This is a genomic window from Streptomyces sp. 150FB (assembly GCF_000818195.1).
Taxonomy (GTDB): Bacteria; Actinomycetota; Actinomycetes; order Streptomycetales; family Streptomycetaceae; genus Streptomyces.
On the sequence record NZ_JTHL01000001.1, the window covers coordinates 1,515,294 to 1,537,656 of the forward strand.

Below are 22,363 nucleotides of genomic sequence, written 5' to 3' on the forward strand. Positions count from 1 at the left end.
CGGCCCCAGGGCGCCGAGGCGCAGCGCGACGCCCACCGCGCGGGCGCGGTCGGCCAGGGTCAGGTGCGGCGGGTGCGCGCCCCGGGTGCGTACGGCGCCCCACACGGTGCTCAGGGCCTCGGCTAGATCGCCCTCGATGTCGAGTTCGCCGGTGATGTAGGCCTGGGCGAGGCCGAGTTCGTTCGGCTGGTGGATCAGCCGGCGCAGCGCGCGGCGCTTGCGGAGCACCACCGTCGGGGCGGCCCCCGGCCCGGCCGTACTGCCGTCCCAGGCGCGCAGCCGCAGCGGGAGCCGGGCACCGAAGAGCTGCTCGGCGAGCGGGAAGAGCCGCTGGGCGGCGCCGGGGCGGGTGCGTGTGCCCGTCATCGGGGGGAGTCCTCCTTGGTGAGCAGCATCTGCCGCACATCGAGATAGCCGGAGCGGAAGCCCGCTTCGGAGTAGGCGAAGTAGAAGGTCCACATCCGCCGGAAGACCTCGTCGAAGCCGAGCGCCCCGACCTCGCCGGCCTGTTCCTGGAACCGCTCGCGCCACAGCCGCAGCGTCTGCGCGTAGTGCGGTCCGAAGCCGTCGCTCGCCGCGACGCGCAGCGCGGTGTGCTCGGTGGTGATCTGCTCGACGGCCTCGGCCGACGGGATGAGTCCGCCGGGGAAGATGTACTTCTGTATCCAGGTGAAGGTGTCCTTGGTGGCGAGCATCCGCTCGTGCGCCATGGTGATCGCCTGGAGGGCGACCCGGCCGCCGGGCGCGAGGAGCCGGTCCAGGGTCCGGAAGTACTCCGGCCAGAACTCGGCGCCGACGGCCTCGATCATCTCGACGCTGACGACGGCGTCGAAGGTGCCCTGCACCCGCCGGTAGTCGAGGAGTTCGACGCGGACGCTGTCCTCGAATCCGGCCTCCTTGATCCGGCTCAGCGCCAGCTCCCGCTGTTCCCGCGACAGCGTCACGGTCGTCACGTCGGCGCCGCGCGCGGCGGCCCGGATCGCCAGCTCGCCCCAGCCGGTGCCGATCTCCAGCAGTTTCGTGCCGGATCCCACGCCCGCCTGGTCGAGCAGCCGGTCGATCTTGCGGCGCTGAGCGGCCGGCAGGAGCGTCCGGTCGGCGGGAAAGCCGCGGAAGAGCGCCGAGGAGTACGTCATGGTCTCGTCGAGGAAGAGCGCGAACATGTCGTTCGACAGGTCGTAGTGGTGGCTGATGTTGTCGCGTGAGCCCTCGGGTGTGTTGCGCTGGGCGGCCGGCTGCTTCGGCGCCCACACCGAGCGGAGCTTCTGGAGCGGGGCGGGGACGAGCGTCGCCGCGTTCTCGGCGAGTACGGTCAGCACGCCGACCAGGTCGGGGGTCTCCCACTCGCCCGCCATGTACGACTCGCCGAAGCCGATCAGGCCGGTGGCGCCGATCCTGCGGAAGAAGGCGCGCGGCTCGCGCACCTCCATCAGCGGTCCGCCGAGCCCGAGCGTGCCGGAAGCGGTACCGAGCCTGACGCGCAGGGGCAGCCTCCCGAGCGCGAGCCTGACGACCCGTTCGGCGATGGCTGTACGGGCCCAGGAAGCGGCGGGCGGGTGCGCCACGTCGGGCCAGCGGCGCGCGTCGACTGCGCTGTCGCGCGGCGCCGCCGAGGGCGCGGGAACAGCGGCTTTCGTCGGGGATTGTGACGGGGAAGACTGGGCGGAGACGCTCACTTCACACCCTCCTGGGGTCGGTGACGGGGACGGGGACGCACGGGCAGGCCGCGCAGGTACAGCCGGATTCCGTGCAGCCGGATGCCGGCGGAGACAACAGCGGTGGACCACGGGTGGCGCAGCGCGGTGCGCAGCAGCGACCGGGCGGTGGCGGGGCGCCGTTCGCCGCGTACGGTCGCGGTGAACGGCCTGCCTCCCTGACGGTCCAGGTGCACCGTCAGGCTGAGCCGCTCACCGGGCTCCGGCACCCGCATCGTGTAACCACCGTCGACGGGGAAGAACGGCGAGACGTAGAACTCCTTGTCCACGACGGCTTTCCCCGAGTCGTCGGGGCGCAGCAGGTAGCAGTGCCGCTCGCCGTACGTGTTGTGCACCTCGGCGACGACGCACACCGGAGCGCCGTCGGGACCGTGGCACCAGAACAGGCTCAGCGGGTTGAACACATGGCCGAACACCCGGGCGTGGGCCAGCATCGTGACCGGCCCGCCGGCCAGGTCCACGCCCCGGGAGGCGAGGAAGGCGTCGAGCCCCGCGCGGATCGTCGGGGAGCCGCCGCCGAAGTGGTCGCGGGCGTCGAAGCCGGCGAGAGGGCGCAGCAACAGGGGCAGCCGCGGCGGCCGGTCGGGGTCGGTCAGCCACATGTACGTGCGCAGGCGCAGCCGGTAGCGGGTGGGCGCGGTCCGGACATGGCTGACCAGGCAGGTGTAGATGGCCGGTCGGGTGCTCACGCTCACCACCGCACTCCGAGCGCCGCGGCGGCCTCGACACCGGAGCGGCAGCCGTCCTCGTGGAATCCCCAGCCGTGGTAGGCGCCGGCGAAGGCGGTGGTGGGGCCACTGAGTGCGGGCAGCCGCCGCTGGGCCTCGACGGACTCCGGTGTGTAGACGGGGTGTTCGTAGACCATGCGGTCGAGGACCCGCTCCTCGTCCACCCGGTCGGCGCCGTTCAGCGTGACGAGATAGGTCTCGGGCGCGTCGAGCCGCTGGAGGCGGTTCATGTCGTAGCTGACGCGTACGGCGTCGGAGCCCGCCTCGCAGGACGGCATCCACAGGTTCCAGGAGGCGCGGGCGCCCCGGTCGCGCGGCAGCACACCGGTGTCGGTGTGCAGCAGGGTCGGGTTGCGGGAGTAGCGGAAGGCGCCGAGGACCTGCCGCTCGTCGATCGTCGCGTCGGCGAGCAACCGCAGCGCCTGGGCGGGGTGTACGGCGATGACCACCGAGTCGTACCGCCGGACCTCGCCGTCCTCGGCGGTGATCTCGACGCGGTCGGCGAAGCGCCGTACGGCCCTGACCGGGGTGGAGAGGTGGACGGCTGCGAGCTGTTTGCCGACGCGCTCGACGTACTCGCGCGACCCGCCGCTCACCGTGCGCCACACGGGCGATCCCTTGACCGACAGCATGCCGTGGTGGTCCATGAAGCGGAACAGGTAGCGGGCGGGGTAGCGCGCCACCGTGGCGGCGTCGCACGACCAGACGGCCGAGACGAGCGGCGTCATGAAGTGCGCCACGAAGTACGGGGAGAAGCGGCCGGCGGCGAGGAACTCGCCCAGTGTCATGGCCGCTTCGCGGTGCCCGCGCGAGGCCAGCAGCGCGCGGGCCCGCCGGTGGAAGCGGGGGACCTCCGTGAGCATGCGCAGATAGCGGAGGCGGAGCGCCTGGCGCGGCCGGGGGAAGAGGCCGCGGAGGCCGCGCGCCCCGGCGTATTCGAGCCCGCAGCCCTCGCACCGTACGGACATGCTCATCTCCGACTCCTGGGTGGTGACGCCCAGTTCGCCGAAGAGCCGCAGCAGGAGCGGGTAGGTGCGTTCGTTGTGCACGATGAAGCCGGAGTCGACGTGGTGCACCCGGCCGTCGGACGACGCGATGTCGTGGGTGTGCGCGTGGCCGCCGAGGCGGCTGTCCGCCTCGTACAGCTCCACGTCGTGTGCGCGCCGCAGTACGTACGCCGCGGTCAGCCCCGCCACTCCGCTGCCGATCACGGCCGTTCGGCGTCGTTCGCCGCTCATACAACTCCCTCGGACATCCGGCTCCGGGCGCAGCCCCTCACAGAACCTTCGAGACGGGAGGGGCGGGGGATTGGTGGAGTGGGCGATCTTTCTTTCCCCGGAGCCGACTTCAATTCCTTCGAGTGAATGACCAATCCGCCTTGCATCCGGCACCGAATGGCCGGTGTGAGCGAAGATCGGAAAGTACCTGCGTCGGACGGCGGTCATCAGCCGTGGCCGGCCCGTCTGCTGCGTGCCGCACTGGCCGCGGCGGGCGGGCTGATCGCGGGGTTCTCGGCGCTGGGCGTCGCCGAGCTGGTCTCGGCGGCGATCCGCCCCGAGGCGAGCCCGGTCACGGCTGTGGGCGGCGCGGTCATCGACCGCACTCCCCCGGCCCTGAAGGACTTCGCCGTACGGCACTTCGGGACCAACGACAAGCTGGTACTGCAACTCGGCATCCTGGCCCTCCTGGCGGTCTTCGCCATGGCGGTCGGAGTGGTCGCGCTGCGCTACCGGAAGGCCGGTTCCTCGGTGGTTCTGGTCTTCGGTGTGGTCGGGGCACTGGCGGCGGCGGAGCGACCTGACGGAGGCCCCCTCGACGCCGTGCCCTCGGTGGTCGGCGCCGTGCTGGCCTGCGGGGTTCTCTACCTGCTGGCCGGCCGGCTGACCGCCGGCGCCGCGCCGTTCCGGTTCCAGGCGCTCCGGCTCCCGGCGCCCCGTACGTCCCTTGCGGCCGGCGGGCCCCGGGAGACGGACGGGCCCGGGGAGACGGACGGCGTGGCCGGAACGGGCGGCGTCGCCGGGTCCTTCGACCGGCGCGGCTTCGTCATCGCCGCGACGGCCGCGGTGGCGGCTTCGGCCGGAGCCGGCGTCCTCGGACGTCAGCTCAACGCATCAGGGGCAGCCGAAGCCGCCGCCTCACGTGCGGACATCGTCCTGCCACGGGCCATGTCACCCGCGCGTCCCGTCCCGGCCGGCGCCGAACTGCGCATACCTGGCCTGAGTTCCTTCCACACGTCCAACAAGGACTTCTACCGGGTGGACACCGCGCTGGTCGTCCCGCGTGTCGACGCGGGCAGTTGGCGGCTGCGCATCCACGGCAAGGGCGTCGCGAAGCCGCTGACCGTCAGCTATCACGACCTGCTCCGCCGGGAGTTGATCGAGCGTGACATCACCCTGACGTGCGTCTCGAACCAGGTCGGCGGTCCTTACGTGGGCAACGCCCGCTGGATCGGCGTACGGCTGGCGGACCTGCTGCGTGAGGCCGGCGTACGTCCGCCGGCCGAGGGCGGCCCCGCCGACCAGCTCGTGGCCCGCTCGGTGGACGGCATGACCATCGGCTCACCGGTCGACACGGTCATGGACGGCCGTGACGCGCTGCTCGTGGTGGGCATGAACGGCGAGCCACTGCCCTTCGAACACGGCTTCCCCGTCCGGATGCTGGTGCCGGGCCTGTACGGCTATGTCTCGGCCTGCAAGTGGCTGGAGGACCTCGAACTCACCACGTTCGCCGAGTACGACCCGTACTGGGTCAAGCGGACCTGGTCGAAGCAGGCTCCCATCAAGACCGAGTCCAGGATCGACACCCCCCGGCCCTTCGCGAGCCCCAAGGCGGGCACCGTGCCGGTCGCCGGGGTGGCCTGGGCGCAGCACCGCGGCATCACCCGCGTCGAGGTGCGTGTCGACGGCGGCAGGTGGAGCGAGGCGAAGCTCGCCGCCGAGGACACCCGCGACACCTGGCGGCAGTGGATGTGGCCGTGGGAGGCCACCTCGGGCAGTCACACGCTCGAAGTCCGCGCCACCGACAGGGACGGCTACACCCAGACGGACAAGCGCGTCGGAACCGTACCGAACGGCGCGACCGGCTGGCACTCGGTGGTGGTCGCAGTGACCTGACGCCCCCGTCCCCGCCCGGGCGTACGGGCCTGAGCACGCACCCACGTACCGCGGCGGTTTTCACGCCAACACCCCCCATACCCGCCCCACCCGGCACGGCCTACACCCGTGCCTCATCTCTCAAGGAGAACCTCATGACCGTCAACCGTCTGCACCGCGCCGCCGTCGCCGTCGTCTCCCTCGCCGTCCTCCCGCTGGCGCTCAGCGCCTGCTCCAGCGACAGCAAGGACAGCAAGGACTCGTCGTCGAAGGCGGCGCCCGCCGCCCCGAAGCCCGCGGCGAGCACCCCCGACGCCGCCATGGGTGACCAGCCGTTCGGTACGGCGTGTGCGTCGGTGCCGAAGTCCGGCGCCGGCAGCTTCGACGGCATGTCGAAGGACCCGGTCGCGACCGCCGCTTCCAACAACCCCGACCTGTCCACCCTGGTCACAGCGGTCAAGAAGGCCGGCCTGGTCGACACGCTCAACAGCGCCCAGAACATCACCGTGTTCGCCCCGACCAACGAGGCCTTCGCGAAGATCCCGAAGGCCGACCTGGACAAGGTGCTGGCCGACAAGGCGACGCTGACCAAGATCCTCACGTACCACGTCGTGGGCCAGAAGCTCACCACCGACCAGCTCGCGAAGGGCACCTACCCGACGCTGGAGAAGTCGACGCTGATGACGGCGGGATCCGGTGAGGCGTACAAGGTCAACGGCACGGCCAACGTCGTCTGCGGCAATGTCTCCACCTCGAACGCCACGGTCGACATCATCGACACGGTCCTCATGCCGAAGATGTGACACCGGGGCAGCACCCGATACGGGAACCGGCCGGCGCGGAGCATTCGCGGCGGCCGGTTTCCGGCTGTCGCAGTATCCGCGACTTCCGGCGAAAGGGGCGGTGTCGCGGCTAATGTCGAGGGCCCGGGCGCCGTGCAACTCCCCCACCCTCAGAGGTGCTTTTCGTGGACCGTGCCAACAGAGCCGCCGGATCCGTTGTCGGATCCGCCGTCGGAGACGCGCTGGGCGCGCCGTTCGAGTTCGCCCGCGCCGGTGTCTACTCCGAGAAGTTCCCGGACGGCGTCGGCGAGATGAACGGGGGCGGCGGCTGGGATCCCGGGGAGGCCACCGACGACACACAGATGGCGGTGCTCGTCGGCGAGTCACTGCTGGAGCACGGCGGGCTCGAACTGCCCGACATCTTCGAGAGGTTCAGGCGCTGGGCCGGTGGGGAGCCCAAGGACATCGGACTCCAGACGGAGGACGTCCTGACGAGCGGCGACACCTGGGACATCGCCGCAGCCCTTCACTTCCAGCGGACGGGGAGAGCCGCCGGCAACGGCTCCCTGATGCGCGCGGCCACCTCCGCCGTGTACTTCGCGGCCGCCGGACAGGACGCCACCATGTCGGCGGCCCGCCGGATCGCCGCGCTCACCCATGGCGACCGCGCCGCCTGGGAGGGCACGGCCGTCTTCCATGAACTGGTACGGGTGGCGCTGGAGGGCGGCGACGCCGTACGGGCCGTGCCCCGCGCCCTGGCCAGGGTCCATGAGGACCACCGGGCGCGCTGGGCGAGCGTACTCACCGCCGACTGGCACCCGGAGCGCGCCACGGAGTTCAACGGCGCGGTCTGGCCCTGCCTCGGCTCAGCCGTCTGGGCGCTGCGTACGACGGACTCGTACGAGAAGGCGGTGGCGGCCGCGGTCGACCTGGGCGGGGACACGGACACGGTGGCCGCCGTCACCGGCGGACTCGCCGGAGCGGTCTACGGCCTCGACGCGATCCCCCGGCGCTGGACCGAGCCGCTGCATGTGCCGCTGCCGGGGTACGGCGACCGGGTGCTGGACGCGGCCGAACTCGCCGCGCTGGCCCACGCGTTGGCCGGCTGAGACGGTACCCCCGGATACGGGTCCGCGCTCCGGAGGCGGCGGAGGACCGGACACCGATACCGGATCGGGAGAAATCGCATTTGGCATGGACCTGACCACGATCCTTGATTACGCTCCGGCACACACCACCTGAGAGCGCCCTCAGGCGCCTGCTCCTCCCCCACAGCGCAGGAACACAGAAAGGGCACCTCCTTGAGACACCCGACAGCGATACGCACGGGCCTGTCCCTTCTTCTCGTCCTCGGCGGGGCGACGGCCGGACTGGTCCCGGCGGCCGCCGCCACCCCCTCCCCCACCTCCGAGGCTCCGGCGTCCGCCGGTCTGCTGACGGCGATGCGCCACGACCTCGGTCTGACAGCGAGCCAGGCCACGGCACGGCTGGCCGCCGAGAAGAAGGCGACAAGCGTCGAGACCGAGGCGCGGCGCGCGGCGGGATCCTCGTACGCCGGCTCGTGGTTCAGCCCGGCCGACAACTCCCTGACCGTCGCGGTCAGCAGTGACCGCGAGGCCGCCGCCGTACGGGCGACAGGCGCGACCGTACGTCTGGTGAAGCACAGCGCGCGGCAGCTCGACGCGGTCAAGGAACGGATCGACAAGCTGTCCGCCCCTGCCGGAGTGAGTAGTTGGCAGGTCGAGCCGAAGACCAACCGTGTCGTGGTGAACGTCGTCGCTTCGCAGAAGAATGACAACGCTGTCCGCGCCTTTGTCGACAAGGCGCTCAAGGCCGGTCCCGTCACGGTCCAGGAGACCGCCGAGGCACCGCGTACGACCGCGGCGGGCACCGTCGGGGGCGACCCGTTCTTCACCGGCAACGTGCGCTGCTCCATCGGCTTCTCGGTGCACGGCGGCTTCGTCACGGCCGGACACTGCGGGCAGGCCGGCGCTTCGGTGAGCGGCTGGGACGGCTCGTACGTCGGCAACTTCCAGGGGTCGACCTTCCCCGGCAACGACTTCGCGTGGGTGAACGTCGGCAGCGGCTGGTGGACGACTCCGGTGGTCCTCGGCTGGGGCACCATCTCCGACCAGCTCGTCCGGGGCTCCAACGAGGCACCCGTCGGCGCCTCCATCTGCCGCTCCGGCTCCACCACGCACTGGCACTGCGGAACCGTCCAGGGCAAGAACATCACGGTCAACTACGCCCAGGGCGCGGTGTTCTCGATGACGCAGACCGACGTCTGCGTCGAGGGAGGCGACTCCGGCGGCTCCTACATCAGCGGCGACCAGGCCCAGGGCGTCACCTCCGGTGGGTCCGGCAACTGCACCACGGGGGGCCAGTCCTTCTACCAGCCGGTCAACCCGATCCTGAGCCACTACGGTCTGACGCTCGAAACCGCCTGACCGCGCGCACCACCACCGGCCGCCCGGAGTCCATGGCCGACTCCGGGCGGTCGGTGGCAGTTTCAGGTGTTGACCGTGGTGTCGGCCTCGTCAGGGGTGTTCAACTCGCTGGACTTGTTGGGCTCGTTGGGCTTGATTGACTTGTTCGACAGGATGTTCACGGCGCGTTCGGAATCGAAGTCGTTCTCCCACTTCCCGATCACCACGGTCGCCACGGCGTTGCCCAGCACATTGATGAACACCCGGCCCTCGTTGAGGATCCGGTCGACCCCGACGATGAGCGCGAGCGCGGCGATGGGGATGTGCCCGATCGCCGACAGGCTGCTGGCCAGCACGATGAACGCGCCGCCGGTGACGCCCGCCGTACCCTTGCTCGTCAGCATCATGACGCCCACCATGGCCAGTTGCTGCGGCCAGGACAGATCGATACCGACGGCCTGGGCGAGGAACATCGACGACATGGTCAGGTAGATGGCCGACCCGTCGAGGTTGAACGAGAATCCCGCCGGGATGGTGATGCCCACGATCGACCGGCCGGCGCCGAGCACTTCGAGCTTGCGCACCAACTGGGGCAGGACCGCCTCGCTGGAACACGTACTCAGCGCGATGAGCAGCTCCTCCTTGAGGTACCGCACGAGTCCCAGCAGGCTGAGCCGGCACGCCGCCATGACCCCGCCGAGCACGATCACGATGTAGAGCACGCAGACGGCGGTGAAGAGCAGGATCAGGAAGCCCAACTGCCGCAGGCTGGTGGCGCCGTAGGTGCTGACGACGACGGCCAGCGCGCCGAACGTGCCGAACGGCGCGAGCCGCATGACCCAGGAGACGATCCTGAACACCACATCGGAGAGCGCCGAGATCCCCCGGGTGAGGGGGGCTGCCCGCTCGCCCGCCACGTTCAGGGCGAAGCCCATGAGGAGGGAGACGAACAGCGCGGCGAGGATGTTGTCGGTGAAGAACACACTGAACAAGGTGTCGGGGATCAGACTCGACACGAAGTCGGTGAATCCGTTGTGCCGTGCCCCCTGCACGCCCGGGACACTGCTCGCGTCGAGCGTGGACACATCGACGTGCAGGCCGCTCCCCGGCCGGAAGATGTCGGCCGCGACCAGGCCTATGAGCATCGAGAGCAGGGACAGCACGACGAAGTAGGCCAGTGCCTTGACGCCGATCCGGCCTGCCCTGCGTACGTTGTCCATCGAGGCGATGCCGGTGGTGACGACGCAGAACACGACCGGCACCACGATCATCTTCACCAGGGAGATGAACCAGTCGCTCAGCGGGCCCAGTTCGAGGCCGACGCCCGGTGCCAGCAGGCCGACGGCGACACCCAGGACGGCACCGACGACCACCTGGAACCAGAGTTCCTTCAGAAGACGCCCGGCGCGTCCGGAACGTTCAGGACGCCGTCCGGGTGTGTCGATGGTTGTGGGGAGGGACATGGTGCGGGCTCCTTCACAGCGCTGTGAGGACGGGTGGGGTGCCGCACGGGCCACACGGGGTCCCGCCGGCCCGGGCGGAGGGCATGACTCAGGCGTGCAGCCGGCGGAGGACGTCGAAGAACCGCGCCTTGCCCTCGAAGCCGATGCCGGGTGTCTCGGTCAGCCCGACCCGCCCGTCCCGCACCACGGCGTCGTCGGCGAAGCCACCGGTCGGCTGGAACTCCCCGGGGTACGACTCGTTGCCGCCCAGCTTCAGGGCCGCCGCGATGTGCAGGGAGAACTGGTGCCCGCCGTGCGGAACGCAGCGACGCGACGACCAGCCGTGCCGGCTCAGCATCTCCTGGATACGGAGGTACTCCACGAGCCCGTAGCTCAGCGCCGGGTCGACCTGGATGGTGTCGCGGTCGGGGCGCATCCCCGCGTAGCGCACCAGGTTGCGCGCGTCCTGGAGGGAGAAGAGGTTCTCGCCGGTGGCCAGCGGACCCCTGTAGTGCTCGGCGAGGGTGGCGTGCAGGGCGTAGTCGAGCGGGTCGCCGGGCTCCTCGTACCAGAAGAGGCCGTACGGCTCGATCGCCTCGCCGTAGGCGAGCGCGGTCCGCAGGTCGAAGCGCCCGTTGACGTCGACGGCGAGGCGTGAGCCGTCCCCGCCGAGCACGTCGATCACCGCTTCGATCCTGCGCAGGTCCTCGCTGAGGTCCGCCCCGCCGATCTTCATCTTCACGACGTTGTAGCCGAGGTCGAGGAAGCCCCTCATCTCGTCCTGGAGGTGGGCCGTCGTCTTACCAGGCGCGTAGTAGCCGCCCGCCGCGTAGACGAACACGGAGGGGTCGGGGTCTCCGTCGCCGTAGCGGTCCGAGAGGAAGCGGTACAGCGGCTGGCCCGCGATCTTCGACGCCAGATCGAAGAGGGCCATGTCGAGCACCCCGACGGCGACGGAACGTTCGCCGTGGCCGCCGGGCTTCTCGTTCCGCATCATGACCGCCCACGCCCGCGCCGGGTCGAAGTTCTCGCCGCCCTCGGTGAGCAGGGCGTCGGCGGGCGCTTCGAGCAGGCGGGGTATGAGCCGCCGCCGCAGGATCTCCCCCGCGCTGTAGCGGCCGTTGGAATTGAATCCGTAGCCGATCAGGGGCTCGCCGTCGCGGACGACATCACTGACGACGGCGACGATCGAGCAGTCCATGGCGCTGAAGTCGATCCAGGCGTTGCGGATGGACGAGCTGATCGGGACGGTGCCCTCGTGAACGGACACGATCTTCATACTGACCCCTGGAACTAATAACTTATAAGATGTGTCGGCAGGCTACGATGTCGCTCGGCGTCGACACAAGGGGCGGGGAACGGGTGACCGGAAAGGCGGCTGAGGACATGGGCAGCCCGAACGTCTACCTGAGCAAGAGTGACGCGGCGTACGCGGAGGTCCGCCGGCAGATCCTCTCCGGTGTGCTGGCCCCGGGCTCACGCCTCGCGCAGTACGACCTCGCCGAGTCGCTGCACATGAGCATCACCCCGCTCCGCGAGGCGCTCCGCCGCCTCAGGGGCGAGGGGCTGATCGACCTGGACACGCACCGGGACGCGCGGGTCGCCGGCCTGGACGCGGCGGAGGCCAGGCAGCTCTTCGAGATCCGGCTCTCCCTCGACCCGCTCGCCGCGGAGCTGGCCGCCGACCGCCGTACCGACACCGACATCGCCGCCATGCGCGGCACGGTGGAATCGCTGCTTCCGGTGACCAAGAAGTGGGGTGAGGAGGGGCTCGTCGCCCACCGCGCCTTCCACCAGGCCCTCTACCGGGCCTCGCACAACGACGCGCTGATCCATCTGCTCGACGACCTGTGGGACAAGTCCGACCGCTACCGCAGGATGGGTCTCCACCTGCCGCCGGGCGACGAGCCGCGCATGCGCGACTTCGGCGAACACCGGGACGTGATGGAGCTGGTGATCGGGGGCGACTCCGCGGGCGCGGCGGCGCTCATGCGCTCCCACATCCAGCGCAGCCTGACCGCTTCCGCCATCGAGGCGCTGGAAGTACAGGACTGACAGCCCGTCGGCCGGCCCGGCGCGAGCCGGGGCCGACCGACGGGCGTCCCGCGGGACAGGGCCTAGCCGACCGAGCTGTACGCCACCACTCCGCGCAGCACCTCGTCGACCGCCTTGCGCGCGTTCTTCGCGACCGTGCTGTTCTCCCGGGGTGCCGCCGCCGCGATCTGGCCGAGCACATCGATGACCTGCTTGCACCAGCGCACGAAGTCGCCGGCCGGCATCTCCGCCTCGCGCAGCACCTCGTCGAGTCCCTTGCCCGAGGCCCACATGTACACGGGCCAGGCGAAGCCGAGATCGGGCTCGCGCTGCCCGACCCCTTCCGTCTGGCTGATCTTGAAGTCCTCCTCCAGGGTGTCGAGACGGCCCCAGATACGGACCATCTCGGCCAGCGCCACCTTCGACTTGCCCGAGGGGACCTTGGGCGCCACAGCGTCGTCGGACTGCCTGGCCTCGTACACCAGGGCCGAGGCGCATGCCGCCAGCTCGGCCGGGCCGAGCCCCTCCCAGACGCCGTCCCGCAGGCACTCGCTGGCGAGGAGGTCCAGTTCGCCGTAGAGCCGGGCGAGCCGCCTGCCGTGCTCGGTGACCTCGTTGCCCCGGAGGTAGTCCATCTCGGTGAGGAGCGCGACGATACGGTCGAAGGTGCGGGCGATGGTGTTCGTCCGGCCCTCGATGCGCCGCTCCAGTTGCTGGGTGTCGCGCTGGAGCCGGTGGTAGCGCTCGGCCCAGCGCGCGTGGTCCTCGCGCTCGTCGCAGCCGTGGCACGGATGCGCGCGCAGTTCCGTACGCAGCCGGGCGATCTCCCGGTCGTCGGCGGCCTCGGCACGCTGCTTGCGGTGCCGCTCGGGCACGATGTGCCCGGCCTTCGAGCGCAGCGCGGACGCGAGGTCGCGGCGCGACTGGGGCGAACGGGCGTTGAAGGTCTTCGGGATACGCATCCGCTCCAGCGCCTCCACGGGCACCGGGAAGTCCATCGAGGCGAGCCGCTTGACCTGCCGCTCCGACGTCAGGACGAGCGGGCGCGGCCCCTCCTGGTACTCAGCACCGCGGTGTCCGTTGGAACGGCCCGCCGGCACACCGGGGTCGAGCACCAGCGCGAGCCCGGCGAACTTGCCTGTCGGTACGTGGATCACGTCGCCCGGCTTGAGCTTCTCCAGCGACGAGGCTGCGGCGGCCCGCCGCTGCACCGCGCCCTGCTTCGCCAGGTCGTTCTCCCGGTCCTTGAGGTCGCGGCGCAGCCGCGCGTACTCCCCGAAGTCGCCGAGGTGGCAGGTCATGCCCTCGCGGTAGCCGTCGAGCCCTTCCTCGTTCCGCTGGACCTGGCGGGAGATGCCGACGACCGACTTGTCGGCCTGGAACTGGGCGAACGACGTCTCCAGCAGCTCGCGCGAGCGGTGCCTGCCGAACTGCTGGACCAGGTTGACCGCCATGTTGTACGAGGGGCGGAAGCTGGAGCGGAGCGGATACGTCCGGGTCCCGGCCAGCCCGGCGAGGGCGCCCGGGTCCATGCCGCGCTGCCAGAGGACCACGGCGTGTCCCTCGACATCGATACCGCGCCGCCCGGCCCGCCCGGTGAGCTGGGTGTACTCGCCGGGGGTGATGTCGGCGTGCTGTTCGCCGTTCCACTTGACCAGCTTCTCCAGGACCACGGACCTGGCCGGCATGTTGATGCCGAGCGCCAGGGTCTCCGTGGCGAAGACCGCCTTGACGAGGCCCCGTACGAACAGTTCCTCGACGACCTCCTTGAACGTGGGCAGCATGCCCGCGTGGTGCGCGGCGACCCCGCGCTCCAGGCCTTCGAGCCATTCGTAGTACCCGAGGACATGCAGGTCGTCCCGGGGGATGGAGGCGGTGCGCGCCTCGACGATCTCGCGCACCCGGCCGCGCGCCTCGTCGTTGTTGAGCCGCAGCCCGGCGAACATGCACTGCTGCACGGCCGCCTCACAGGCGGCCCTGCTGAAGATGAAGGTGATCGCCGGCAGCAGGTCCTCGGCCTCGAGACGCGCGATGACCTCGGGCCTCGACGGCGTCCAGACGCGGCTGCGGGACCTGCGCTCCCGCTCCCTGTCGGCCTCGCGGATCATCTTTCCGCGCCGCCGCTCGCGGGGGTTGTACGTGCGCTGGTTCTCCATCCGGGCCATCCGGACGAGATCGGGGTTCGTCTCGCGCTTCGCGACGCCACGGCCGCCGTGGTCGCTCTCCTCCTCGAAGAGGTCGTACATCCGGCGCCCGGCGAGCACGTGCTGCCACAGCGGCACGGGCCGGTGCTCGGAGACGATCACTTCGGTGTCGCCACGGACGGTGTCCAGCCAGTCGCCGAACTCCTCCGCGTTCGAGACCGTCGCGGAGAGTGAGACCAGCGTCACCGACTCGGGCAGGTGGATGATCACCTCTTCCCAGACCGCGCCCCTGAAGCGGTCGGAGAGGTAGTGCACCTCGTCCATCACCACATAGCCGAGCCCGAGCAGCGACCGGGAGCCCGCGTACAGCATGTTGCGGAGCACCTCGGTGGTCATGACGACCACCGGCGCGTCCGAATTGACGCTGTTGTCCCCGGTCAGCAGGCCGACCTTGTCGGCGCCGTAGCGCTTGACCAGGTCGGCGTACTTCTGGTTGGAGAGCGCCTTGATCGGCGTGGTGTAGAAACACTTGCGGCCCTTGGTCAGGGCCAGGTGCACGGCGAACTCGCCGACGATGGTCTTGCCGGAACCGGTGGGCGCCGCGACCAGCACGCCCTTTCCGGCTTCGAGCGCCTGGCAGGCCTCGATCTGGAACGGGTCCAGGCCGAAGTCGTACATCTCGCGGAAGGGTGCCAGCGCCGTGGCCTGCTCGACGGCGCGGGTCCTGGCAGCGGCGTACCGCTCGGCTGGTGAGAGGTCCTCTGTCATCTTGCTTCGAGCCTACCCGTCAGCTCTGACAGTCAGCGCGATCTTTTACCGGCCCCGGTAACGCGAGGCAGCGCCCCGCGTGCCGCACCGGCTCAGGTGACGTCGTCGTAGCCGTTCACCTTGGTCGACCGGGTGCCGTCGGCCTGCTCAGGCAGGAGCGGCGAGGCGGAGACCGGCTCGATGCTCTCGACCTCGTCGGGGCTCAGATCCAGCTCGGAGGCCTCGTCGTCGTCGGGTCCGGCCGCTGCCCGCAGGGCCTTGCGGCGGTCGTTGAAGAGCGAGACGACGACGGCGACGAAGTACAGCACCCAGATCGGGCCTGCCAGCGCCAGCATCGACAGCGGATCGGTACTGGGGGTGGCGACCGCGGCGAACACCGTGATCCCCATGATCATGATCCGCCACCAGCCGAGCATCCGCTTTCCGGTGATGACCCCGATGAAGTTGAGCATCACCAGCAGGAGTGGCAGTTCGAAGGAGAGGCCGAAGACGACCACCATGCGCGTGATCAGGTCCAGCAGCTCGTCCAGCGGTAGCTGGTTGTCCACATCGGCGGGCGAGAGCTGGAGGAGCACCTTCGCCATGGTCGGCAGCGCTTCGTAGGCGATGAAGCCGCCGAGCAGGAAGAGGGGGACGCCGGCTCCCACGAAGCTGAGCGAGTACCGCCGCTCGTGCTTGTGCAGTCCGGGCGCGACGAAGGCCCAGAGCTGGTAGAGCCAGATCGGGGACGACCCCACGACGCCGGCCATGAGCGAGACCTTCAGCGCCAGGGTGAACGGCGCGAGAAGGCCGTTCAGGACGATGCGCGCGCAGTTGACGTCCCTCTGCTGCGCCAGCTCCGAGAAGCTCGACTTGCAGCCGACGGCGTGCAGCACGGGGTTGGTGAAGAACTCGATGATCTGCGTGTAGAAGAAGGCGGCGATGATGGTGATCAAGATGATCGCCAGCAGCGCCTTCGCGACGCGGTTGCGCAGCTCACGCAAGTGCGCGACGAGGGGCATGCGCCCCTCGGGGTCGGTCTGCTGTTTGCGAGCAGGCTTAAGCAACCCACGTCCTCATCTCGTGCGGCGGACAGCCGGTGACAGCGGTGTCCGTTCCGGCCCTGGGGTCAGCGCTGTGCCGAGTCCGTGGGCTCGTTCACCGGGCGCGCGCTGGTCACGTCACCGGGCGAGGCCTGGATCGTACGCGGCGGTGCCTGGTCCTGAGCGGCGGTGCCGGTGTTCTGCTGAGGCGGGTCGGCCGGGGCGGAGGCCTGTGCGCCGCCCTCCGACTTCATGGCTTTGGCCTCGCTCTTGAGGATGCGGGCCGACTTGCCGAGCGAACGCGCCATGTCAGGAAGCTTCTTCGCGCCGAACAGCAGGACGATCACCACGAGGATCAGAATGATCTCGGGGGCTCCGAGTCGTCCGAACATAAGCGTTTACCTTCTCACCGAGGCGGCATGGGGCGGGCCTGTACCGACTGTGGCCGGACTCTGGACTGATGTCCGGCTCAGGCACGTGCAGCGATCGTAACGCGAGGGGGTAAACAGTGGGCAATCCCCTTGCGTCGTTCCGTCGACGGCCCGTGCCTCGCTACCTGGGCCGCGCACAGCAGCGTACCCCGCGGAAGCTCCTGGCAGGAGGGGGCGTGGGCCATCACAATGCCCCGCCGGTCGCCGCGAGTCGGGTGGCGGCGTGTTCGAGGTCCTCCGCGGCCCGGTTGATCCGGTCGGTGGTGGCGGCCACTTGGCGGGCCAGCCGCTGGGCTTCGAGGAAGACACGGATCGCGAGAACACCGAGTACGGCGATACCGGCGAACCCCAGGGCGACGGCGAGCATGGGCCAGAACATGGGAGGAGCCTAGTAGTTCCCGCGCGGCTCCCGGACCCGGCCCGGACCCGGCTCAGCCCGGTCCTGACCCGGCTCAGACCCGTGAGTGGAGGCGCAGCGTCCGTACCCCGCCGCCGGTGAGGAGTTCCACGATCCGCTCGCCGGCCGGCTTGCGTACCGCTGTGTCGCACTCCGGACAGGTGAAGGAGTAGAAGGTCGTCTTGTGAGTGGCGCCGATCGCCAGCCGCAGTGCCCCCGCCGAGAGTTCGAAGCGGGCACGGCACTGCGGGCAGGCAGCCTTGAAGAGAACAGGGCCCATGTGTTGTGGATCTCCTTATTCCTGGCCGTCGTACGCCATGAGGGCCTCACGCGCCGCCGAGCGCGCGCTGTCGGCGAGATCTGCCGGGGAGACGATCCGGCCGTCCCCGCCCAGCCGGAGCGCGAGCCGTCTCAGCGAGGCGGGCGCCGGGGTGCGCAGCGTGATCCGCAGCCCTCCGTCGGGCCGTTCGACGGCGCTGTCGTGCGGGTAGTACTCCGCCACCCACCGGCCACCGGGACCGACGTCGACGACCACCTCGGGGTCGTCGGCCGAGGGCTGCACGAGCCCCTCCGACAGGTCCCGGAGCTCCAGCTCCGGCGGTGCGGCGGGCGCGTCGAGCAGTCTGATCTCGGCGACCCGGTCGAGCCGGAAGGTGCGCCGCGCCTCGGAGAGCCGGCACCAGCCCTCCAGATAGGTGTGGCCCACGGCGAACAGCCGGATCGGATCGACCTCGCGCTCGGTGAGTTCGTCGCGGGCCGGCGAGTAGTAGCGCAGCCAGAGCCTGCGCCGCTCGGAGATCGCCCGGTCGACGTCGGCGAACACGCCGCCCTCGGACTCGAAGGTCACCGAGAGCCGCGAGCTGGCCCCCGCCGCCTCCCCCGCCGCCGCCTCCAGCTTCGCCGTGGCGCGCAGCAGCGCCTGCCGGTCGCTCTCGCGCAGCCCCGGCAGGGTCGCGACAGCGCGGGCGGCGACGAGCAGCGCCGTCGCCTCGTCGGCGGCCAGCCGCAGCGGTTCGGCGACGTCGTCGGCGTTGTGCCACCAGATCCGGTCGCCGTCGGTGTCGATGTCGAGCAGGTCGCCGCCCCGGAAGCTCGTCCCGCACATCGGCAGCACGTCGAGGTCGGAGATGAGTTCGTCCTCGGTGATGCCGAACGCCCGGGCGACATCGGTGACATGGGCGCCGGGGCGCTCCCGCAGATAGGTCACCAGCGAGAGCATCCGCCGGGTCTGGTCGATGGCGTTGGCTGCCATGTGTGCCCCCTCAGCCCTTGGCCACGGCGCGCAGCCGCTCCACGACGTCGGCCCGCAGGTCAGCGGGCTCCAGTACGACCACATCGGGGCCGAACTCCACCAGCCAGGCGTCGAGCCCGTGCCCGTACGGCACTTCCAGCTCGTCCCAGCCGTTGCCCAGCTCACGCGACGACAGCGCCTTGGCGCGCAGCGGGTAGCCGCACCCCGCGCGCAGTCGGATCAGGGCGGATCGGGTCGCCGTCTCCCCGGCCCAGCTCTCCACGGTCTCGCGTACGGTCACCACATCGGGCACCGGCGCCACGAACTGCCCGGCCCTGGAACGGACCCGGCCGCTGATCCGCGACAGCCTGAAGACCCGCTCGGCCCCCCGGTCACGGTCCCAGCCCGCCAGGTACCAGTGGCCGCGCCAGCACTCCAGCGTCCACGGCTCCACCTGGCGCTGTTCCGGGCGCGCCGAGTTGGCCTTGCGGTAGTCGAAGGCGACGGGGCGACGGTCGCGGCAGGCCAGCATCAGCGGTTCGAAGGCGGCCTCGTGGACGGGGATGCGGGGTTCGAGGGCGCTGTGGTGCGCCTCGTACGAGTCCTCGGCCTCCGGCATCCCGGCGGCGCGCAGCTTCTGCAGGGCCCCGCTCGCGGCGCCCGCGAGACGGGCCTGCTGCCACACCTTGGCCGCGAGGCCGAGCGCTGCTGCCTCCTCGCCGTCGAGGGTGATGGGAGGCAGTCTGTTGCTGTCCCTGCGGGCGACGTAGCCGGTCTCGCCGTCGAGGTTCTCGACCGTCTCGATGACCAGGCCGAGTTCGCGGAGATCGTCCTTGTCCCGCTCGAACATCCGGTTGAACGCGTCGTCGGAGCCCGCTTCGAGGTAGGCCTCGATCGAGCCGCGCAGCTCACGCTTGCTGAGCGGGCGCCCGGTACCGAGCAGGCACAGCGCCAGATTCATCAGCCGCTCAGCCTTGGCAATCGCCATCGACGCTCCGCACCCCTTTGATCGTGCCGCTCCGCGCCTGACCGTACCGCCCCGCGGGGCCCCGGCAAAGCCGAGGGCCCATGCCGGACAGCATGGGCCCTCAGGTGTCTCGATGTGATCAGACGGAGACCAGATCGCAGACGAAAATCAGCGTCTCGCCCGGGGCGATGGCGCCGCCGCCGGCGCCGCGGTCGCCGTACGCGAGGTGCGCGGGGATGGTGAGCCGGCGGCGGCCGCCGACCTTCATCCCCTGCACGCCCTGGTCCCAGCCCGCGATGACCTGTCCGGCGCCGAGCTGGAACGGGAGCGGGTTGCCGCGGTTCCACGAGGCGTCGAACTCCTCGCCCGTGGAGAACGCCACGCCCACGTAGTGGACCTTGACGTTGTCGCCGGCCTTGGCGACGGGCCCGTCGCCCTCCCAGATGTCGACGATCTCCAGATCGGCGGGCGCCGGGCCCTCAGGGAAGTCGATCTCGGGCTTCTCGATGCTCACTGAACTGCTCCTCAACATGATGTACGGACAACCGGGACAGTCTTACACCGTCACCGGACCGGTGCGTGCGGCCGCCCGCTCAGGCGATGCCGAGGATGTCGGCGACGAAGACCAGCGTGGAGTTGGCCGGGATGGGGCCCTGGGCCTTGTCCTGGTAGCCCATCGCGGACGGGATGACGAGCAGTACGCGGCTGCCGACCTTCTTGCCGACCAGGCCCTTGTCCCAGCCCTCGATGACCTTCTTCGTGCCGATCTCGGTGATGAACGGCGCGCCGGTCTTCCACGAGTCGTCGAACAGCGTGGCGCTGGGCTTGCCCTCGTTGGGCTTCCAGGTCGCGCCGCTGTACTGCATGTAGATGGTCTGTCCCGCCTTGACCGTGTCGCCCTTGCCCTGGATCAGCACCTGGTCGACCAGTCCGGCCGGCGGGTCGTTCTTCGGTACGGAGATGGTGGCGGCGGCGTCCTTGTCGGCCTTGATCTGCGGGAGGTTCTTCGGGATCGACGCCTGGCTGCCCTGCGCCCGCTTCGGCATGACCTCGAGGTCGAAGACGAAGACGAGCGTGTCCTTCTTGCCCACCCCGAGCTGCGGGTTGCCCTGGGTGCCGAAGGCCGCGGCGGGCGGGGCCACCACGAGGATCCGGCTGCCGTCCTTCTTGCCTTTGACGGCCTCGGAGAAGGCCGGGATGGTGGTGTTCTGGCCGGCGGTGATGAACTGGCGGTGACCGCCCTTGTCGTACGAGCTGCCGAGGTCCTTGCCGCTCTGCCAGATCTTCGCCGTGTAGTGCGCCTGCACGTAGTCGCCCGACTTGATCGTCGCGCCCTTGCCCTCACTGAGCGTGCTGACGACGAACTTGTCGGTCGGGGCGGTCTTGGGGAGCGTGATCGTGGCCCGCTTCCCCTCCGCTCCCGCGATCTGGGGCATGGGGCTGGCCGAGGCGACAGGGGTGGGAACCGGCGCCTGCGGCGGGGTCGAAGGAGCGGCCGAGGCGGACGCCGTGGGAGCTGAGGCCCCGTCGTCCTTCTTCTTGGAATCGCCACCGCCTCCGCAAGCGGTCAGCACCAGTGCCGGCAGGATGAGCAGGGCTGCAAGACGGCGTCGCACAGTTGTCCTCGTGGGGTAGGCGGGATGTCGGGTGGCCGCCACTCTACGACCCCCCGAGCGACACGCCCGGGTACGGCATGCGAGCGGGCCCCGTACAGAACTCGTACGAGGCCCGCGCACCCGTGGCGGAGCGGCGCGGCCGGAAACCGCCCGATCCGGTGAATCCCGCGCCCTCCGCCACCTACCGCCAGATACCGGCGGTCACATACCGGCGATCAGCTTCTCCACCCGGTCGTCGACCGACCGGAAGGGGTCCTTGCACAGTACGGTGCGCTGCGCCTGGTCGTTGAGCTTGAGATGCACCCAGTCGACGGTGAAGTCCCTGCGCTGTTCCTGGGCCCTGCGGATGAAGTCACCGCGCAGCCGTGCCCTGGTGGTCTGCGGGGGCACCGACTTGCCCTCGAAGATCTTCAGGTCGTTGCAGATCCGGGCGGCCTGGCCCTTCCTCTCCAGGAGGTAGTACAGCCCGCGCCGGCGGTGGATGTCGTGGTAGGCGAGGTCTATCTGCGCGACACGCGGATGCGACATGGTCATGTTGTGCTTCGCCCGGTACCGCTCGATGAGCTTGTACTTCATGACCCAGTCGATCTCCGTGTCGATACGGTCGAGGTCTTCCGCCTCGATCGCGTCGAGTGTGCGGCCCCAGAGCTCCAGGACCTGCTCCACGACGCCGGTGCGGATGCCCCGGCGGTCCACGAAGTCCACGGCCTTCTCGTAGTACTCCCGCTGGACCTCGATGGCGGACGCCTCACGTCCGCTCGCCAGGCGCACCTTGCGCTGGCCGGTGATGTCGTGGCTGACCTCACGGATCGCCCGGATCGGGTTCTCCAGCGTGAGGTCGCGCATCACCGTGCCCGCCTCGATCATGCGCAGCACGAGGTCGGTGGCACCGACCTTCAGCAGCATGGTCGTCTCGGACATGTTCGAGTCGCCGACGATGACGTGGAGGCGGCGGTAACGCTCCGCGTCGGCGTGCGGCTCGTCACGGGTGTTGATGATCGGACGGGAGCGGGTGGTCGCTGAGCTGACACCCTCCCAGATGTGCTCGGCACGCTGGCTGACGCAGTAGACCGCGCCGCGCGGCGTCTGCAGCACCTTTCCGGCTCCGCAGAGCAACTGCCGCGTGACGAGGAAGGGAATCAGGATGTCCGCCAGCCGGGAGAACTCTCCGTGGCGGGCCACAAGATAGTTCTCATGGCATCCGTAGGAGTTTCCGGCGGAGTCGGTGTTGTTCTTGAAGAGATAGACGTCGCCCGCGATTCCCTCCTCGTGCAGGCGGCGTTCGGCGTCGACGAGCAGGCCTTCGAGAATGCGCTCGCCGGCTTTGTCGTGGGTGACCAGCTCAGTCAGATTGTCGCATTCGGGAGTTGCGTATTCCGGATGCGAACCCACGTCGAGGTAGAGGCGGGCGCCGTTCCGCAGGAAGACATTGCTGCTGCGGCCCCATGAGACAACACGGCGGAAGAGGTAGCGCGCCACTTCGTCAGGTGACAGTCGGCGCTGTCCCCTGAACGTGCACGTGACGCCGTACTCGTTCTCCAGCCCGAAGATGCGGCGGTCCATGACTG

General features: G+C 70.1%; 20 protein-coding genes and 1 pseudogene. 5 read left to right on the forward strand and 16 right to left on the reverse strand.

Translation table 11 applies throughout. The annotated features are described in order from the left end of the window. From QR77_RS06120 to QR77_RS06135, 4 genes and pseudogenes are all read right to left on the reverse strand, one after another. Nucleotides 1-366, reverse strand: a pseudogene (locus tag QR77_RS06120) (SAM-dependent methyltransferase); the annotation flags it as partial. Further along, nucleotides 363-1,676: a cyclopropane-fatty-acyl-phospholipid synthase family protein gene (locus QR77_RS06125; protein WP_040020146.1), complete on the reverse strand. Its 1,314-nt coding sequence runs from the start codon at nucleotides 1,674-1,676 to the stop codon at nucleotides 363-365. The gene QR77_RS06125 and the pseudogene QR77_RS06120, both read right to left, overlap by 4 nt. Beyond that, entirely contained in the window at nucleotides 1,673-2,404 is a 732-nt protein-coding gene (locus tag QR77_RS06130; RefSeq protein ID WP_040020147.1) for a DUF1365 domain-containing protein, read from the reverse strand. Before QR77_RS06130 ends, QR77_RS06125 begins: the two co-directional genes overlap by 4 nt. Before the next feature lie 2 nt (nucleotides 2,405-2,406). Next, a complete protein-coding gene (locus tag QR77_RS06135) occupies nucleotides 2,407-3,681 on the reverse strand; it encodes an FAD-dependent oxidoreductase (protein WP_040020148.1) in 1,275 nt (424 codons plus the stop codon). Between the two features lie 228 nt (nucleotides 3,682-3,909). Here QR77_RS06135 and QR77_RS06140 point away from each other — a divergent pair, with 228 nt between their 5' ends. From QR77_RS06140 to QR77_RS06155, 4 genes are all read left to right on the forward strand, one after another. Further along, complete coding sequence (locus tag QR77_RS06140; protein WP_040027383.1) at nucleotides 3,910-5,556, forward strand: molybdopterin-dependent oxidoreductase; 1,647 nt, start codon at nucleotides 3,910-3,912, stop codon at nucleotides 5,554-5,556. A 134-nt stretch (nucleotides 5,557-5,690) separates the two neighbouring features. Continuing rightward, the gene (locus QR77_RS06145; protein WP_040020150.1) at nucleotides 5,691-6,338 is read left to right on the forward strand and encodes a fasciclin domain-containing protein; all 648 of its coding nucleotides are present in this window, start codon (nucleotides 5,691-5,693) and stop codon (nucleotides 6,336-6,338) included. Nucleotides 6,339-6,502: 164 nt separating this feature from the next. Then, nucleotides 6,503-7,426, forward strand: a complete 924-nt coding sequence (locus QR77_RS06150) for an ADP-ribosylglycohydrolase family protein (protein ID WP_040020151.1) — start codon at nucleotides 6,503-6,505, stop codon at nucleotides 7,424-7,426. Nucleotides 7,427-7,618: 192 nt separating this feature from the next. Continuing rightward, nucleotides 7,619-8,764, forward strand: a complete 1,146-nt coding sequence (locus QR77_RS06155; RefSeq protein ID WP_107068897.1) for a S1 family peptidase — start codon at nucleotides 7,619-7,621, stop codon at nucleotides 8,762-8,764. 62 nt (nucleotides 8,765-8,826) lie between these two features. Here the strand turns inward: QR77_RS06155 and QR77_RS06160 are convergent, their stop codons facing one another. Both QR77_RS06160 and QR77_RS06165 read right to left on the reverse strand, forming a co-directional pair. Continuing rightward, complete coding sequence (locus QR77_RS06160; protein ID WP_063798002.1) at nucleotides 8,827-10,206, reverse strand: cation:dicarboxylase symporter family transporter; 1,380 nt, start codon at nucleotides 10,204-10,206, stop codon at nucleotides 8,827-8,829. Between the two features lie 88 nt (nucleotides 10,207-10,294). Next, nucleotides 10,295-11,464, reverse strand: a complete 1,170-nt coding sequence (locus QR77_RS06165) for a mandelate racemase/muconate lactonizing enzyme family protein (protein ID WP_040020153.1) — start codon at nucleotides 11,462-11,464, stop codon at nucleotides 10,295-10,297. An 83-nt stretch (nucleotides 11,465-11,547) separates the two neighbouring features. Here QR77_RS06165 and QR77_RS06170 point away from each other — a divergent pair, with 83 nt between their 5' ends. Beyond that, nucleotides 11,548-12,240: a GntR family transcriptional regulator gene (locus QR77_RS06170; protein WP_236710547.1), complete on the forward strand. Its 693-nt coding sequence runs from the start codon at nucleotides 11,548-11,550 to the stop codon at nucleotides 12,238-12,240. A gap of 62 nt (nucleotides 12,241-12,302) precedes the next feature. Here QR77_RS06170 and QR77_RS06175 read toward each other — a convergent pair whose 3' ends face one another. The 10 genes from QR77_RS06175 to pafA form a co-directional block, all read right to left on the reverse strand. Beyond that, nucleotides 12,303-15,131 carry a DEAD/DEAH box helicase gene (locus tag QR77_RS06175; protein WP_040020154.1) on the reverse strand — a complete coding sequence of 943 codons (2,829 nt, stop codon included), beginning with the start codon at nucleotides 15,129-15,131 and terminating at the stop codon, nucleotides 12,303-12,305. 92 nt (nucleotides 15,132-15,223) lie between these two features. Beyond that, nucleotides 15,224-16,177 carry a twin-arginine translocase subunit TatC gene (gene tatC, locus QR77_RS06180; RefSeq protein WP_078876502.1) on the reverse strand — a complete coding sequence of 318 codons (954 nt, stop codon included), beginning with the start codon at nucleotides 16,175-16,177 and terminating at the stop codon, nucleotides 15,224-15,226. A 62-nt stretch (nucleotides 16,178-16,239) separates the two neighbouring features. Further along, complete coding sequence (gene tatA, locus QR77_RS06185; RefSeq protein WP_040020156.1) at nucleotides 16,240-16,545, reverse strand: Sec-independent protein translocase subunit TatA; 306 nt, start codon at nucleotides 16,543-16,545, stop codon at nucleotides 16,240-16,242. 223 nt (nucleotides 16,546-16,768) lie between these two features. After that, a complete protein-coding gene (locus tag QR77_RS06190; RefSeq protein ID WP_040020157.1) occupies nucleotides 16,769-16,963 on the reverse strand; it encodes a hypothetical protein in 195 nt (64 codons plus the stop codon). A 73-nt stretch (nucleotides 16,964-17,036) separates the two neighbouring features. Continuing rightward, complete coding sequence (locus tag QR77_RS06195; RefSeq protein ID WP_040020159.1) at nucleotides 17,037-17,261, reverse strand: hypothetical protein; 225 nt, start codon at nucleotides 17,259-17,261, stop codon at nucleotides 17,037-17,039. Nucleotides 17,262-17,276: 15 nt separating this feature from the next. Further along, nucleotides 17,277-18,233, reverse strand: coding sequence for a WYL domain-containing protein (locus QR77_RS06200; RefSeq protein ID WP_040020161.1), 957 nt, complete (start codon nucleotides 18,231-18,233; stop codon nucleotides 17,277-17,279). Between the two features lie 10 nt (nucleotides 18,234-18,243). Continuing rightward, nucleotides 18,244-19,200, reverse strand: coding sequence for a WYL domain-containing protein (locus tag QR77_RS06205; RefSeq protein ID WP_040020162.1), 957 nt, complete (start codon nucleotides 19,198-19,200; stop codon nucleotides 18,244-18,246). A 118-nt stretch (nucleotides 19,201-19,318) separates the two neighbouring features. Further along, nucleotides 19,319-19,693 carry an FKBP-type peptidyl-prolyl cis-trans isomerase gene (locus tag QR77_RS06210; protein WP_040020163.1) on the reverse strand — a complete coding sequence of 125 codons (375 nt, stop codon included), beginning with the start codon at nucleotides 19,691-19,693 and terminating at the stop codon, nucleotides 19,319-19,321. A 79-nt stretch (nucleotides 19,694-19,772) separates the two neighbouring features. Next, nucleotides 19,773-20,795: an FKBP-type peptidyl-prolyl cis-trans isomerase gene (locus QR77_RS06215; protein ID WP_040020164.1), complete on the reverse strand. Its 1,023-nt coding sequence runs from the start codon at nucleotides 20,793-20,795 to the stop codon at nucleotides 19,773-19,775. 201 nt (nucleotides 20,796-20,996) lie between these two features. Next, a complete protein-coding gene (gene pafA / locus QR77_RS06220) occupies nucleotides 20,997-22,358 on the reverse strand; it encodes a Pup--protein ligase (RefSeq protein WP_040020165.1) in 1,362 nt (453 codons plus the stop codon). Between the last annotated feature and the right edge of the window lie 5 nt (nucleotides 22,359-22,363).